The sequence below is a fragment of the Bacillus mexicanus genome (assembly GCF_050445615.1).
GTDB lineage: Bacteria > Bacillota > Bacilli > Bacillales > Bacillaceae > Bacillus > Bacillus mexicanus.
Map to the genome: position 1 here is coordinate 735,838 of NZ_JBCEYV010000001.1, position 14,781 is coordinate 750,618.

Annotated in this window: 22 protein-coding genes; 14 read left to right on the forward strand and 8 right to left on the reverse strand. The window is 42.3% G+C overall.

What is annotated here, in order from left to right; translation table 11 throughout:
• Positions 1–92 precede the first annotated feature (92 nt).
• From AAGG74_RS04110 to yodL, 3 genes are all read left to right on the forward strand, one after another.
• Positions 93–269: a YozD family protein gene (locus AAGG74_RS04110; protein ID WP_429674600.1), complete on the forward strand. Its 177-nt coding sequence runs from the start codon at positions 93–95 to the stop codon at positions 267–269.
• 79 nt (positions 270–348) lie between these two features.
• A complete protein-coding gene (locus AAGG74_RS04115) occupies positions 349–960 on the forward strand; it encodes a phosphatase PAP2 family protein (RefSeq protein WP_429674602.1) in 612 nt (203 codons plus the stop codon).
• Between the two features lie 60 nt (positions 961–1,020).
• Positions 1,021–1,335, forward strand: a complete 315-nt coding sequence (yodL, locus tag AAGG74_RS04120; RefSeq protein WP_429674603.1) for a shape determination protein YodL — start codon at positions 1,021–1,023, stop codon at positions 1,333–1,335.
• A 38-nt stretch (positions 1,336–1,373) separates the two neighbouring features.
• Here yodL and AAGG74_RS04125 read toward each other — a convergent pair whose 3' ends face one another.
• Complete coding sequence (locus AAGG74_RS04125; protein ID WP_162102716.1) at positions 1,374–1,499, reverse strand: hypothetical protein; 126 nt, start codon at positions 1,497–1,499, stop codon at positions 1,374–1,376.
• 196 nt (positions 1,500–1,695) lie between these two features.
• On the opposite strand from AAGG74_RS04125, the gene deoD reads away from it, so the two are divergent.
• Together deoD and ldcB are read left to right on the forward strand one after the other, a co-directional pair.
• Positions 1,696–2,397: a purine-nucleoside phosphorylase gene (gene deoD, locus AAGG74_RS04130; RefSeq protein WP_429674604.1), complete on the forward strand. Its 702-nt coding sequence runs from the start codon at positions 1,696–1,698 to the stop codon at positions 2,395–2,397.
• Positions 2,398–2,479: 82 nt separating this feature from the next.
• Positions 2,480–3,301, forward strand: a complete 822-nt coding sequence (gene ldcB / locus AAGG74_RS04135) for an LD-carboxypeptidase LdcB (RefSeq protein WP_225493839.1) — start codon at positions 2,480–2,482, stop codon at positions 3,299–3,301.
• A gap of 58 nt (positions 3,302–3,359) precedes the next feature.
• On the opposite strand, the gene AAGG74_RS04140 is transcribed toward ldcB, so the two are convergent.
• Positions 3,360–3,611 carry a hypothetical protein gene (locus AAGG74_RS04140; protein WP_162102719.1) on the reverse strand — a complete coding sequence of 84 codons (252 nt, stop codon included), beginning with the start codon at positions 3,609–3,611 and terminating at the stop codon, positions 3,360–3,362.
• An 87-nt stretch (positions 3,612–3,698) separates the two neighbouring features.
• Positions 3,699–4,400 (reverse strand): class I SAM-dependent methyltransferase, encoded by a 702-nt coding sequence (locus AAGG74_RS04145; RefSeq protein WP_429674605.1) that lies wholly within the window; start codon positions 4,398–4,400, stop codon positions 3,699–3,701.
• Between the two features lie 152 nt (positions 4,401–4,552).
• Here AAGG74_RS04145 and ctpA point away from each other — a divergent pair, with 152 nt between their 5' ends.
• Entirely contained in the window at positions 4,553–5,953 is a 1,401-nt protein-coding gene (gene ctpA, locus AAGG74_RS04150) for a carboxy-terminal processing protease CtpA (RefSeq protein ID WP_429674606.1), read from the forward strand.
• Between the two features lie 35 nt (positions 5,954–5,988).
• On the opposite strand, the gene AAGG74_RS04155 is transcribed toward ctpA, so the two are convergent.
• Both AAGG74_RS04155 and AAGG74_RS04160 read right to left on the reverse strand, forming a co-directional pair.
• A complete protein-coding gene (locus AAGG74_RS04155) occupies positions 5,989–7,479 on the reverse strand; it encodes a sodium:solute symporter family protein (RefSeq protein ID WP_429674607.1) in 1,491 nt (496 codons plus the stop codon).
• Positions 7,479–7,679, reverse strand: coding sequence for a DUF3311 domain-containing protein (locus AAGG74_RS04160; protein WP_162102723.1), 201 nt, complete (start codon positions 7,677–7,679; stop codon positions 7,479–7,481). Before AAGG74_RS04160 ends, AAGG74_RS04155 begins: the two co-directional genes overlap by 1 nt.
• Positions 7,680–7,862: 183 nt before the next feature.
• Here AAGG74_RS04160 and AAGG74_RS04165 point away from each other — a divergent pair, with 183 nt between their 5' ends.
• On the forward strand, positions 7,863–8,774 hold the full coding sequence (locus AAGG74_RS04165; RefSeq protein WP_429674608.1) for a ring-cleaving dioxygenase: 912 nt from the start codon (positions 7,863–7,865) through the stop codon (positions 8,772–8,774).
• A gap of 15 nt (positions 8,775–8,789) precedes the next feature.
• Complete coding sequence (locus tag AAGG74_RS04170) at positions 8,790–9,392, forward strand: alpha/beta hydrolase (protein WP_429674609.1); 603 nt, start codon at positions 8,790–8,792, stop codon at positions 9,390–9,392.
• Positions 9,393–9,437: 45 nt separating this feature from the next.
• On the opposite strand, the gene AAGG74_RS04175 is transcribed toward AAGG74_RS04170, so the two are convergent.
• Entirely contained in the window at positions 9,438–10,046 is a 609-nt protein-coding gene (locus tag AAGG74_RS04175) for a nitroreductase family protein (protein ID WP_429674610.1), read from the reverse strand.
• A gap of 128 nt (positions 10,047–10,174) precedes the next feature.
• On the opposite strand from AAGG74_RS04175, the gene yodB reads away from it, so the two are divergent.
• Both yodB and AAGG74_RS04185 read left to right on the forward strand, forming a co-directional pair.
• A complete protein-coding gene (gene yodB / locus AAGG74_RS04180) occupies positions 10,175–10,513 on the forward strand; it encodes a transcriptional regulator YodB (RefSeq protein ID WP_162102727.1) in 339 nt (112 codons plus the stop codon).
• A 273-nt stretch (positions 10,514–10,786) separates the two neighbouring features.
• Positions 10,787–11,023, forward strand: a complete 237-nt coding sequence (locus AAGG74_RS04185) for a hypothetical protein (protein ID WP_162102728.1) — start codon at positions 10,787–10,789, stop codon at positions 11,021–11,023.
• 31 nt (positions 11,024–11,054) lie between these two features.
• Here the strand turns inward: AAGG74_RS04185 and AAGG74_RS04190 are convergent, their stop codons facing one another.
• Entirely contained in the window at positions 11,055–11,516 is a 462-nt protein-coding gene (locus AAGG74_RS04190) for a spore gernimation protein GerT (protein ID WP_429674611.1), read from the reverse strand.
• A 98-nt stretch (positions 11,517–11,614) separates the two neighbouring features.
• Between AAGG74_RS04190 and rarD the strand changes: the two genes are divergently transcribed.
• From rarD to bshB2, 4 genes are all read left to right on the forward strand, one after another.
• The gene (gene rarD / locus AAGG74_RS04195; RefSeq protein WP_429674612.1) at positions 11,615–12,511 is read left to right on the forward strand and encodes an EamA family transporter RarD; all 897 of its coding nucleotides are present in this window, start codon (positions 11,615–11,617) and stop codon (positions 12,509–12,511) included.
• A gap of 75 nt (positions 12,512–12,586) precedes the next feature.
• The gene (locus AAGG74_RS04200) at positions 12,587–12,865 is read left to right on the forward strand and encodes a hypothetical protein (RefSeq protein WP_162102731.1); all 279 of its coding nucleotides are present in this window, start codon (positions 12,587–12,589) and stop codon (positions 12,863–12,865) included.
• Positions 12,862–13,212, forward strand: a complete 351-nt coding sequence (locus tag AAGG74_RS04205) for a YojF family protein (protein WP_014114096.1) — start codon at positions 12,862–12,864, stop codon at positions 13,210–13,212. The genes AAGG74_RS04200 and AAGG74_RS04205 overlap by 4 nt, the downstream gene beginning before the upstream one ends.
• 18 nt (positions 13,213–13,230) lie before the next feature.
• On the forward strand, positions 13,231–13,896 hold the full coding sequence (gene bshB2, locus AAGG74_RS04210; protein ID WP_162102732.1) for a bacillithiol biosynthesis deacetylase BshB2: 666 nt from the start codon (positions 13,231–13,233) through the stop codon (positions 13,894–13,896).
• Between the two features lie 25 nt (positions 13,897–13,921).
• On the opposite strand, the gene rsbRC is transcribed toward bshB2, so the two are convergent.
• Positions 13,922–14,770 carry an RsbT co-antagonist RsbRC gene (rsbRC, locus tag AAGG74_RS04215; protein WP_429674613.1) on the reverse strand — a complete coding sequence of 283 codons (849 nt, stop codon included), beginning with the start codon at positions 14,768–14,770 and terminating at the stop codon, positions 13,922–13,924.
• Positions 14,771–14,781: the final 11 nt, after the last annotated feature.

Sequence of the window (14,781 nt, forward strand, 5' to 3'; positions counted from 1 at the left end):
TATTCAATGTATATGACTGAAAGAATTGTTTAGAACCTGGGTATAATTCAGCCTGTTTTTTCATAAAACATAAAAAAGGAGGCGGTACGGAGATGAAAGAAATAGATCTTGTAATTGATACGGAAGAAATCGCTGAATTTTTTTACAGAGAGCTTGCAAGACGGGGCTACATACCGGGTGAGGATGAGCTGTTTGAAATCGCCGATATTACCTTTGATTATTTGATAGAAAAATGTATGATAGATGAAGAGCTGGATGAAGATGATTGAGGCTTAGAACCGGAGCGGTTAGCTCCGGTTTTGTTATTCGTGTTCTATGATTTCTGTGAAAAACGAGGTGATCTAATTGTTGTACAAGCCCGTTAGTCTGTTTCTTTTCTTTCTTTTTCTAGCTGCGGTCATTCATACAAATGCTGTTCAATCTGCAGATGAAGCGATAAGTAAGGCAGCTATTTTGATCCGTAAGCCATGGCTTAATGATGTCATGAAAGGGATCTCACATCTTGGTACTTCTTCTTTCCTGCTCCCTTTTATCGTAATCATTGGGGCCGGTCTGTTTTTTTACAGAAAAACATGGCATGGTCTTTTGATTCTCTTGGGATTCGGGGTCGATCGACTGTTAAACACAGTCTTCAAAGAATGGATTGAACGAATGAGGCCTGACTTTGCGCCATTGGTTCATGAATCATCCTTCAGCTTTCCGAGCGGCCACTCTATGAACGTTGCCTATGTCTACCCAGTTGCTGCTTACTTTTTCATAAAACATTTCCCGTTTTTGACCAAACATAAAAAAATAGTATATACCATTGCTGGTGTCATTACAGTTTTGGTCGGCATAAGCAGGGTCTATCTGGGGGTTCATTTTGTGACAGACGTGTTAGGAGGCTTTAGCTTCGGCTTATTTCTGTTTTTCCTAGTAAAAGGTTTTGGCGAAAAGATGAAGTTGTTTCGACAAAAATAGAGAGAGGAGAACGTGGCAAAAACGCTAATATGTTAAAGAAATAAAAGGGAGGGGATCTTGATGATGTTATCCGTGTTTAAAAAGAAGTCTTGTTTCTATGACGTGACAATATTCCAAACACCCCGATTTGGCGAAAAAAAGGGCTATAGAGCCGTCTATCGAACTGAACTCAACGGGAGCGATCATCAAGACGTACTGAAAAGAGCATTTTCTTTGTTTAATGTATTTGACACCGTTCCAAGTGATTATGCTGCGAGATTTATGGCCACAGGGGACGTGATTCTGATTGATGAAGGCAGAAAAGGAAAAACATATTATAAACTGCTTCCCGCTGGATGGAGAAAAATCAATCGTCTGATTGTACAAACGACATAACAAAAAGAAAACTGCGGATTTCCGCAGTTTTCTGCAGTTTAAGGCTTGCGTTTGGCAGGGGAATGCTCTTTCTCGTGTGCCTCTTCAGCTGCAATCACGTCTTTTGCAGGTATATGATTGTTCTTTTTTTGGCCGGTGATCCGGTTGCGCTGTTTTTTACCCATGTCTCATCCCTCCTTCCTGCGGTTAGGTTTTCAAATAACCGGCTCAATTATCCTGTTTTTCTCAGGAAGTGTCCAAACCATTCCGTAACATTTCTTTTTTTATAATATTCCTTTATAATCAATGCTGAAGTTTGTCTCATCATGACATTCGTTGTAAAATGAACGGACTGGATGATAATTTAGAGGAGGATATGAGATGAGTGTACATATAGGTGCTGAAAAAGGCCAAATTGCGGATACAGTGCTTTTGCCGGGAGATCCTCTCAGAGCAAAATTTATCGCTGAAACATATCTAGAAAATGTAGAATGCTATAATGAAGTCAGAGGCATGTATGGATTTACGGGTACATATAAAGGAAAAAAAATCTCCGTACAAGGTACGGGAATGGGCATTCCGTCTATTTCAATTTATGTGAATGAATTAATTCAAAGCTATGATGTGCAAAATTTAATAAGAGTAGGCTCTTGCGGTGCTATCCGTAAAGATGTCAAAGTGCGGGACGTCATTTTGGCTATGACTTCCTCAACTGATTCGCAAATGAACAGAGTCGCTTTCGGGAGCATTGATTTCGCGCCTTGCGCAGATTTTGAGCTTCTGAACAATGCCTATGCTGCTGCCAAGGCTAAAGACGTACCGGTGACTGTAGGAAGCGTATTTACAGCTGATCAGTTCTACAACGACGATTCGCAAATTGAAAAGCTTGCAAAATACGGAGTGCTTGGCGTTGAGATGGAAACGACTGCACTATATACATTAGCGGCGAAACACGGAAGAAAAGCGCTGTCAATTCTCACCGTGAGCGATCACGTATTAACAGGAGAAGAAACGACAGCGGAAGAGCGTCAAACGACATTTCATGATATGATAGAAGTAGCTTTACACTCCGTATCAAAGTAAAATAACTCAAGAGGCGTGCTGGGTGCCGGCAGCCTCTTCTTTATGAATGCGGAAACGATTGATAAAAGGAAGGTAATGTAATATGAAAAAGCCTGGTAAATGGTTTTCACTGGCTGCCGCTCTAAGCGTAACGGCAATCGTCGGAACCGGATGCAGCATGTCAAACGGAGATGCTCAAAAGGATACGAAAACCACAGCAGAAACAAAGCAAACAGAACAAAAAACAGCTGACAGCAAAAAAGCAAACACTCAGGACAGTGCGTTTTCATTGGAAAGCAAATATTTCAATGATGTTAAAAAGGTGGACGGTCTGGAAACCATTCAAAATCCAGAAAACATCCTTGCGCTCGTCAATAAACAATACGCATTGCCAGGAAACTATGAGCCTAGTGATCTAGTCATTCCTGATGTAGAGTTTTCTTTTGCGGAAAAGATTCAAAAACGTTATATCAGAAAGGAAGCGGCCGACGCATTAAAAACGTTGTTCGATGCTGCGAAAAAGGAAGGCTATGAACTGGCAGCTGTCTCAGGCTACCGTGCATATGACAGACAGAAAGTCATTTTTGATAATGAAGTCAGCTTAAAAGGGGAAAAGAAGGCAAGGGAAGCGGTCGCTTATCCAGGAGAAAGCGAGCACCAAACAGGACTTGCGATGGATATCTCCAGCCGAAGCAATGGTTTCGAGTTAAATGAAGCATTTGGCGGTACGGCCGATGGAAAATGGGTTCAGGACAATGCCTATAAATATGGCTTTATCATTCGCTATCCGAAAGATAAAGAAGATATTACGAAATATGAGTATGAGCCATGGCATCTGCGCTATGTAGGCAAAAAGGCAGCGAAGGTGATTCATGATCATGATTTAACGCTGGAAGAGTACTTTGAAAAAGTGAAGAAAATTTAAAAGGAAAAGCCCGCTTACGATGAATAAGCGGGCTTCATTGTGTCTGGTTGTTCTATGATTACCAGAAGAATAAACCAGCCAGAGCGACCCCTGTAATTAAACCGAGGGAAATACCGTAAGCCGCTCCATAACCCCAATAACCGCCCCAATATCCGTAACCGAAACCTCTTGGCCCTCCGCCGGTCGGAGCTATAAAAACTCTGTCTCTTGTGACACGGGTAATTTTGCCGACGTGAACTCTTCCGCCTCTCTCTGTAATCCTGACAACTCTACCTTGATGGTTTCTGCAAAGATGATAATATCTTTCCAATATTGTTTCCCTCCTATCCTGACTTTCTATCAGCATATGATAGATGGGAGAAAAAGGTTGGACGAAAACAGGGGGGGATTCGCCGTTTTACTTGTGCGCGATAAAGATACAATGCCCTAAATACTCACTATATATCTGCATGAGTTCATAATGTGTTTGCAGCGTATCATAATAAATAGGAGCAATCGATTGCGATAAATCCATTTCTGTCGTTGGTTCAAATTCCATGTCATCCGGAAGAAGTGTTATCGCCTCAGTCCTTTGAAAGCCACAAGACTTCAAGGTTTTATGCCACTCAGCTTCTTCATGTAAGCAAGTAAAACCGTAGAAATCCATCATTTGCTTTTTTTCTGCTGGGGGCATTGGTTTTTTTAAGGCTGCTTCTATACCAATCAGCATCCCGCCGGGGGTTAATACTCTTGCAATTTCTTGAAGAGAGGATGTCAGATCGGAAAAACTGAGGACCGATTCTGACAGGACGCAGGAAAAGGACTCAGAAGAAAATGGGAGGTGTTCCAGCTCTGCCTGATATGCAGGGATGGCAAGCCCTTCATTTGTAAATCTATTTTTCGCTTTCTGAAGCATAATAGGGTCTTTATCAACGACTGTTACAGGATACAGTAAATGTCCTAAGTAAGCCGCGGTTTGGCCTGTTCCGCATCCGGCATCAAGAATCGGCTGATTCGGGGAAAGTGCAGCCTTTTGCAAGATTGCTTTTGAAAAAGCCAGCCCGCCCGGATGTGCTCCAGCGACACCGAATAAGGACAGCATTTCTAAATATCGGCTCAATATTGAATCCTCCTTTTTCCTTATCATATGTTGTATAAAGGTATAGGTTTATGAAAAGCGAAAGAAGGGCGTTTCTCTTTCATTTCTGCTCCGAGTTGACGAATAAGGATTCGTCCATGATAATATTGTAAGAAGAAAAAGGTGGTGTTTAATTGAAACGGCAATTAAAACTGTTTTTTATTGTGCTGATCACTGCGGTTGTCGCTTCAGCGCTTACTTTGTTTATTACGGGCAATTCAAGCATCCTAGGCCAAAAATCAGCAGGCATAGGAGACAGCAAGTTCGGCAAATTAAATAAAGCGTATGAGCAAATCAAAAGTGATTATTACCAAAAAACAGACGATGACAAATTAGTAGACGGAGCAATTAAAGGAATGATTCAATCTCTGGATGATCCGTATTCCACGTATATGGATCAAGGGGCTGCAAAATCATTCGACGAGACGATTTCTGCATCCTTTGAAGGAATCGGAGCCCAAGTAGAGGAGAAAGACGGAAACATCCTTATTGTGTCGCCCATTAAAGGTTCTCCTGCTGAAAAAGCCGGAATCAAACCGAGGGACCAAATTCTAAAGGTTGACGGCAAAAGCGTCAAAGGTATGAATGTAAATGAAGCTGTTGCTTTAATCCGCGGCAAGAAGGGCTCAAAAGTGAAGCTTGAGCTGAACAGAGCCGGAGTCGGAAATATCGATCTTTCCATTAAGCGCGATACCATTCCTGTAGAAACCGTCTATTCAGAGATGAAAGACAATAACATCGGCGAAATCCAAATCACTTCTTTCTCTGAGACAACTGCTAAAGAGCTGACGGATGCGATTGACGGTTTAGAGAAAAAAGGCGCCAAAGGCTATATTTTAGACTTAAGGGGCAACCCGGGCGGCTTAATGGAGCAGGCGATTGCAATGAGCAACCTGTTTATTGACAAGGGTAAAAACATCATGCAGGTTGAATATAAAAACGGCTCAAAAGAAGTCATGAAGGCTGAAAAAGAACGAAAAGTCACTAAGCCGACCGTCGTTTTAGTTAATGACGGCACAGCAAGCGCTGCGGAAATTATGGCAGCTGCCCTTCATGAATCGTCAGGCATACCGTTAATCGGTGAAACGACGTTTGGTAAAGGCACAGTGCAAACAGCAAAAGAATATGATGATGGCTCCAACGTCAAGCTGACAGTTGCTAAATGGCTGACTGCCGACGGCGAATGGATTCACAAAAAAGGAATTAAACCTCAAGTGAAAGCAGAACTGCCTGATTACGCGAAGCTGCCGTATTTGGACGCGGATAAAACGTATAAATCAGGTGATTCAGGCACAAACGTCAAAGTTGCACAGCAAATGCTCAAAGCACTTGGCTACAAGGTAAAGGTTAACAGTTCGTTTGACCAGGACTTTGTATCTGCCGTCAAACAGTTCCAGAAAAAAGAGAAGCTGAAAGAAACAGGCATACTGACTGGCGATACAACAACAAAGTTAATGACAGAACTTCAAAAAAAGCTGTCTAATAATGATACGCAAATGGAAGCAGCAATTAAAAAACTGAAAAAAGAAATGTAAAAAACCATACGCGGCAGCCGCCGCGTATGGTTTTTTTATGCACCCTTTTGATTCGGATTAGCATCTTGTTTTTTACCAAATAACCCTTCAATAACAGGATTGGATCCTGCCTTTTTAACGAAAAGCGGATTCAAAATAACGACAGCGATCATGTTGGCGGCCAATCCCCAGAATCCTTCATAAATGCCATGTGCGGATTGAGTGGTATACACAATAAACGTAACTGCAAGACCGACTAATAATCCGATAACCGTCGCTTCTTTCGTTTGATGCTTCCAGAATAGGCTGACAACAATTGCCGGGAAGATTTGAACCATTCCGGACACACCTAATAGCTGGAGTGTCACTAAGGCAGTCGGGAAAAGCATTCCGAACAGAAGCGCGAGACCGATGACCACAAACACCATTGAACGTGTGACTAAGGTCAGCCTGCTTTGAGACACATTCGGATGAATCAAATCACGGTACAAGTTATTGGCGAATAAATTGGATGCTCCGATTGCCATGATCGAACAAGGAATCAAAGAAGCGAGAGCAATTGTAGCATATGCAAAACCTTGTGCCACGCCGCCGTAAGATGTTTGAATCAAATGAAGCAGCGCCAGTCTTGGATTTGTATCTTCCGGCAGAACAAGAAAGGCGATAAACCCAAGAAAAATGACCAAAATTAACACAATATTATAAAGCGGTAAAAACATGCTGTTTTTTCTAACTGTCTCAGCGCTTTTTGCTGTGAAAACGCCTGTAGCGGCATGTGCCCACATAAAAAGTGCCAGAGCGGAAACGATAGATGCTGTGATAAACCAAGGAATGCCTTTTGGCCCTTCTGCAGGTATCGTCAGCATTTGCGGCGCTTCCTTTACTAACGTATCAATCATCGGTGTCCAGCCGTTAAAATGAATGAGGGGGAGGGACACCACCATAAACAGCATAATCACCCACACTAAAATGTCTTTAATAATCGCTGTAAATGTAGGCCCTTTAATCCCGCTGAAAAATGTGTAAAGAGCAACAAGAATAAATGAAATGATGACAACGAATTGTACATTAATATATCCGGTGCCGGCAACTTGAAGTGTATCTTGAATGCCGCTCAGCTGAAGGCAGATATACGGAATAAGCATGAGCACACCGACGATCGCAACAAGGCTTGCTAAAAGCTTACTGTCAAAACGTTCCCGGGCGTAATCCGCCAGTGTTGTTAATTTATGAACTTTCGCAACTTTCCAAAGTTTTGGCAGAAAGAAGTAGGCGATAAAGTAAGCCAACACAGAATAAGGGATGGCGAAAAATGCTACACTTCCGCCTGTATAAGCAGTACTGGTCAGCCCTAAAAAAGTATAGGCGGTATAGAGGTCAGCACCTACTAAAAACCAGACGAGAAGGCCGCCGAAGCGTCTGCCGCCGACAGACCATTCCTCTACCGAAGTGCGTGAGGATTTGTCTCTTCCGGCAAGAAATCCGATACAGACCACGGTTAAAACGATAATAGCTGTAATGAGAAGTGCAGTGAGATTCCCTTGCATTATTTAAGCCCTCCATCTTTTTTTTGCATCTGATAAATGCCAAACGAGCATAACGGCGTAATGATAATCCACAGCAGCAGCCAAAAGTGGAAAAAAGGAAGGCCGAATAGAATCGGTTCAATTCGATTCACAAGCGGTAATAATGCAAGTTGTGCGAATGGCAAAAGAATGAGAATAACAATAAGTGCTTTTTTAACCATTTACTTTCCTCCTGAAACATGATAATGCTCACTATAATAGCAGTTGTAAGAAAAGATCACAAGATAATTATTAGAAAAAAATGATTTTTTCAATTATTTAAACAAAACACATCGTTTGCATCCTTTCTTTTAAGGGTTTAAAATAATGGATATCTTGAAATCGAGATAAATAGGAGTGAGAAAATGAAAACAGAAGGATTACACCATGTCACAGCATTTGCCAGAGATCCGCAAGAAAACTTGCGATTTTATACAGAAGTGCTTGGACTCAGGCTTGTTAAAAAAACGGTAAATTTTGATGATCCGGGAACATATCATTTTTACTTCGGGAATCACAAGGGTGATCCCGGTACAATTATGACCTTTTTTCCGTTCCAAGGAAGCGGACAGGGAACGGTAGGCAAAGGCCAAGCGGGTCGGGTGTACTTTTCAGTTCCCAAAGGCTCCCTGGCTTTTTGGAAGGAACGTCTTGAGAGCAATGGGCTGAATCTTGAGGAGAAAACATTATTCGGTGAAAAGAGTCTTATTTTTAATGATACGGAAGACCTTCCGCTAGCCATCATGGAGGGTGTGAATAGCGGCAACAGCGAGTGGACGCCTGACGGCATTTCAAAACACGAAGCCATTACAGGAATGAAAGGGGTACTGCTGTATTCCCATGACCCGCAGGCGACGATTCAATTGTTAACAGAAAGCCTCGGATACATCAAAGCGGCGCAAGAAGGCCAGATTGTCAGACTGACATCTTCAGCAGCCATTGGCGGCGTGGTTGATGTACATTTACATCCTGAAAAAAGAGGGGTGGGAGGTTATGGCACGGTCCATCATATAGCGTTTCGGACACCAAAAGAGGAACAGCCAAACTGGCTGCCTGTCATTGCAGAAAACCATCTTCCTTCCTCAGAAATTCTTGACAGAGAATATTTTACATCCATTTATTTTAGGGAAAAAGGCGGTATCTTATTTGAAATCGCCACAGATGAACCGGGCTTTATGACAGATGAAACGCTTGATGAGCTGGGGACTTCATTGAAACTGCCTGAATGGCTGGAGAAACATAGACAACAAATTACAGACGTTTTGCCTAAACTTTAAAAGGAGGAATTTATGATGAAGCATATTTATGAAAAAGGAACATCAGATAACGTACTTTTGCTGTTGCATGGCACTGGCGGAAATGAACACGATTTGCTTTCATTAGGACGGTTTATAGATCCTCATGCCCATTTGCTGGGTGTCAGGGGATCAGTGCTTGAAAATGGAATGCCGCGGTTTTTCAGACGTCTGAGTGAAGGTGTCTTTGATGAAAAAGACCTCGTGGAGCGGACAAGAGAATTGAAAGATTTTATCGACGAGGCTGCAGAAACGCACCAATTTGACCGCGGCCGAGTGATTGCAGTCGGTTATTCAAACGGCGCAAATATTGCGGCAAGCCTTCTATTCCATTATAAAGATGTGGTAAAAGGGGCTATTCTGCATCATCCGATGGTGCCGATTCGCGGTCACGAGCTGCCTGATATGACAGGGCTTCCTGTTTTTATCGGTGCAGGTAAATACGACCCTCTCTGCACGAAGGAAGAATCAGAAGAGCTCCATCGCTATTTACATGATAGCGGGGCATCAGCCTCTGTTTTCTGGCAGGATGGAGGCCATCAGCTGACGCAGCATGAAGCTGAACAAGCTCGCGAGTGGTACAAAGATACGATTATATAATGAAAAAACCTTAGCCCGGCTGCCGGACTAAGGTTTTTCATATCTTTACAGCCAAGTTGACACTTTTGAAAGCGGCAAACGGTTGCTTTGGTGAGCGGGTTTTACTGCTTTTCCGATTGAGATAAGCATAACCGGAACAAAGCGCTCACTGATATCAAATTGTTTCTGGAATTGTTCTTTGTTAAATCCGCCGATTGCGCAAGTGTCATAACCTTTGGCTTTTGCGGCAATCATAAGCTGCATAGCGGCTAAAGAAGCATTTAAGAATGCGGAATCACGCGCGAATTCTCCGCTTTGGTAAGCACCGTTAATTTGGCCGAGCAATGTTTGTTTAATGTCATCTGTAATATAACCTTGGCTTGCTAATTCAGCGTAAACTTCTTCACCTTTGTCATTTGCTTTTAAATCACCTAAAATAGCAACAACAGCAGAAGACTCAATAATTTGTTTTTGATTATACGCTACAGGAAGAAGCGCCGCTTTTGATTCATCACTGTGGAATACTGTAAAATGCCAATGTTGAAGGTTCCAAGCTGAAGGCGCTTTAGCAGCAAGATCTAATAACTCAGTCAGCTCTTCTTTAGAGATCGAGGCATTTGTATCATATTCCTTCACAGATGCACGTGCCTGCAAAACATCCAGAGTATTCGTCATAATGTTTCCTCCTTCGGATAAACGTGGTATGATAATAGAAAAGTTAGAAGCTTACTAAATGTAACTTGAAGATTATTGTAAAGGTTCATTGAATACATGTCAATCGATAGATGAAGGGATGAAGACTTGTGGGATATACAATGTGTCCTAAAATGGAATCGGCTTTCTCGCTGCTGGGAAAACGATGGAACGGTCTGATCATCCATGTGCTTATGGATGGGCCGAAACGGTTTAAAGAGATAACAGAAACAATACCGATGATCAGCCAAAAAATGCTGGCAGAGCGCCTTAAGGAGCTTGAACAAAACGAGATTGTCGAACGTCAGGTTCTCCCTGAAACGCCGGTCAAAGTGATCTACACGCTGACGAATAAAGGAACAGCGCTTCAAGCTGTATTCCAAGAGATGCAGGTGTGGGCTGATCAATTTTGTGAGCCTGGTGATTCAGTGTGCGAAGAAGAGAAATAAGGAAAGAGGCGCCAGGTACTGAGCCTTGTTTCAATAATAAAGCCATGTAAGGGATTGATGCCTTACATGGCTTTTTATATTTCTGAAATGATTTTTACGATTTATAAGTAGGTATAGGGCAATCTGTAAAAAAGATCGTAACGTTTCACTTGGCATGAGCATGTATCTCGCCATGCAATGTACAGTCAGATCCCCGTTTACCTTACATTAGCCCAATCGTTTTTCTCCATTGTTGAATACGTTACGAATAGGCAGACAAAAGGAGGAAAAATCATGTACCCTCATCATTTATATTATCGTGAGCACCCAGATCCAGTCGGATATCCGGCGCGCAATCCTTTCTTGTTTGGGGCTCCTTTAGTCGGCGGCTTATTAGGCGGTTTTCTCGGGAGTGCTCTGTTTAATGCTCCTCGCCCCTATGCCTACCCGCCTGGCCCTTATGGATACGGAGGCGGAGCGTACGGTTTTGGTGCCGGCGTGCCATACGGCGGATATCCCGGCTTCTATTAATAAAAACGGCCTGCATAGCGCAGGCCGTTTTTTATCGGATGATTTCTACCTCGGACATATTGTAATCCTGCTGCTTTTGAAACATAACTTCCAGAAGGTCATCCTTATAGACAGCTTTTGTTCCTTTGCGTTTGACTAAACATGGGAGGGGAATTTTTTTTTGCTGACCTGTATGCGGAAAATCGTCTAACCATAATTCGTGAGATGTATGTTTGATTCTCATCTGTTCCAGCTGATCTTCATTGATCGGCACCTTTATAAACACATGGTCTGCTGTTTCGAATATATCAACATCGGGTTTAGGTTCAGGTTTATCGTGCTGTTCTTTTTTTGGGAGTGGATCACGGAAAGGAAATTGAGCTGCATAGTCACTGCCGAATACACTTTCCATCACACGATTTACATAGGTCTCCACTTCTTTTGGATCCGCTTTTTTTAAAGCATCTTTAGAAAATTGGTTGTGGAAAGGAAAGTATTTGTTCCACTCAAACATCGTCGTCACACCCTTTCTTCATGGACAAAATAGTATATGCCCGCCTGATCTTTCACGTGATATAATATAAGATGCTCTAAAGAAAGGCGGGAATTTACATGCGAAATTCAGAAACAAAAAAAGGCGTTGTTTACACAGCTGTTTCCTTTATTATGTGGGGGTTGTTTCCGCTCTATTGGAGGCTTCTCGAACAGCTGCCGGCTCTTGATATTTTGGCTCACCGTATGGTATGGTCTTTTGTTTTTATGTGTATCGTGCTTTTTTTCTTGCGGCAAGGAAAGAGAGGGTGGCAGGAACTGCGCTCTTTGAAAAAGAACGGGGGCATCCTTTCTTTATTTCTTGCGTCTATCCTGATTTCGATTAACTGGTTTGTATACATATGGGCTGTCAATCATGGCTTTTTGCTTGAGGCTAGCCTTGGCTATTATATAAATCCGCTTGTATCAGTGCTCCTTGGCATTTTATTTTTAAGGGAAAAACTGAATCGCCTGCAACTGGTGGCAGTTTCGATTGCGGCGGCGGGCGTCATCATCTCTGCGTTCCAATATGGATCTATTCCTTATGTCGCGCTTCTGCTCGCATTCAGCTTTGGTCTTTATGGGTTAAGTAAAAAAAGAACAAATCTGCCGAGCGCCATCGGTTTAACACTGGAAACGCTTTTGATTATGCCATTTGCTTTGGGATATTTGCTGATGAGCGGCCATGTTCAGCAAACGGCTGCAGAAAGCGGAGGGATGTGGCTGCTTCTCTTTTTTGCTGGTGTATTTACGGCTTTGCCGCTATTATTGTTTGCAGAAGGAGCAAAACGGCTGCCGCTGTATCAAGTCGGTATTTTACAATACATTGCACCGACCATTACCTTACTGATTGGGCTGTTTGTTTACCATGAACCATTTTCAAGCTCAAAGGCTTTTACATTCAGTTGTATATGGGCTGCGCTCATCTTGTTTACGTTTGCACAGGTAAAGTGGAAACGGGCGTCAAAAAGCCATTGAGGCCTTTGGCTTTTCAGCTGATGCGTATATTATGTATAATCATTTCATGTATGTAAGACATAAAGGAGCACGACGATGGACAATGATAAAGAGATAGTGAAAGCCTACGCTTCACTTTGGAATAACCGATCTCTCGCAAGTGATGACGCCGAAGCGCTAGCAGAGGCGATTGATCTTGAGCTCTTGGATAAACGAACACATCCGAGACTCCGAAAACCGCTGCTGGAAAAATACGTTGCCGCAATCCAGCGCATTGTGAATTCACAGCTCGAACCAGCTGCAAAATATCAACTGGTCAAATTACATACAGAACGTGCAGAGCATGTAAAAGAAGAAAGAGGGGAGCAATTATGAAAGCAATCATAAAAGAAGATGTGCAAGCATCTTTAGAGCGATATGCGGACCGTCCTGTGTATATCCATTTAGAAACCACAACCGGTTCTTATTCAGCGCACTTAAACGAGAAAAACATGACAGTTGTTGCTTATATCCGCAATGCAAAAGTTACCTACCATCAGGCAAAAATCAAAGGCAGCGGACCTTACCGTGTCGGCTTAAAAACAGAAGAAGGCTGGATTTATGCTGAAGGCTTAACTGAATATACAATTGATGAAGATAACCGTTTATTAATGGCGGGACACCTGCCGGGCGGTAAACTGGCTATTTCTCTGCAAATCAGTGAAAAACCGTTCACAGTTTAAAGAAAAGGGTGAAAAATAATGAACGAACACGTACTTGTAATCCTGCCTCACCCTGATGATGAATCATACGGAGTGGCAGGCCTCATTGCCTTAAACAGAAAAAAAGACATTCCGGTTACGTATGCCTGCGCCACTTTAGGTGAAATGGGCAGAAATATGGGCGATCCATTTTTTGCGAATCGGGAAACATTGCCGCTTCTAAGAAAACAAGAGCTCATCAATGCATGCAAAGAGATGGATATCAATGACCTTCGTATGCTTGGACTCCGTGACAAAACGCTTGAATTTGAAGACGATGAATATTTAGCTGATATCATGGAAGAGATCATAGATGATGTAAAACCAAGTTTAATTGTCACATTTTATCCTGAACACGGTGTACATCCTGATCATGATGCATGCGGGGAAGCGGTTATCCGTGCATTGTACCGCAAAAAGAAAGAAGACCGTCCGCGTACAATCTGTATGGCCATTACACGCAATAGAGAAGAAGTTCTTGGCGAAGCTGATGTCGTACTTGATATCAAAGAAGTAGCTGATATTAAAATGAATGCGTTGAAAGCTCACCGCACACAAACAGAAGGCATGCTCAGAGAGCTTGAAGAAAAGTTGAAAAACAATGAACCTGTTATGGCAACATGGTTTGAAGAAGAAATATATTGGACGTATCAATGGAATGATTAATCAAAAAGGTATAAGGCCTTAAGCCTTATACCTTTTTTAATTTTAAGTCAGAAGCAATCGCTGAAGCGAGGGTAGATCGCAAGGAAATATCTTCAAAAGACAAACCTAGCTGAACAGCGGTTTGCGCGATTTCCGGGCGGATTCCCGACAACGTGGATGAAACACCGATTAAACGCAATGCTTCAATCAGGCTGAACAGCTGGTGGGCAACCATTGTATCAATAATAGCTACTCCTGATAAATCAATATACAGCTGTGTCACCTTTTTTTTCGCACATTGATGCAAGGTGTTTTCCATAATCAGTTTGGCGCGCACTGTATCAATATCTCCGATTAAAGGCAGCAGTCCGACGCTGTGAAACAGCACAATCACTGGTGCGCTTAATTCAGTAATCATATCTTTTTGCGCTTTAAGCTGAAGGCTCGTGTTTTTATACACTTCTTCTATAAAGATATGAATCACTAGATCGAATGCTTTAATGAGAGAGTGATACAGGTCCTCGGCTTCTTCGCCTTTTACAGTATCCTGATGGAGATGGACAAATTCCTTTACATAGGAAACGTATAAATCTCTTACCCTGACAAACTCCCGGATAATATAGTGGATCGGAGTTTTTAAATGCTCTTGATCCTGTGTCACTTCAATGGCCCAATTTTGCAGGATAGGCAGGTATACCTCCTCATCGTCTATAAAAATGCGATTTATTTTATAATTGAAGGCAAGATTTTGGCTCTTTAAATTTTGAATGATAGTAGGATCTGTTGATGCATAAATGGAATTTGGGTCAGTCTCTTCGATTGTTTCGTACCATGTTGAGCTGATCGTTTCTGCATGCTGAGATAGATATTCGAATAATTTCTTGTTTTTTGCCATGATTGTTCACC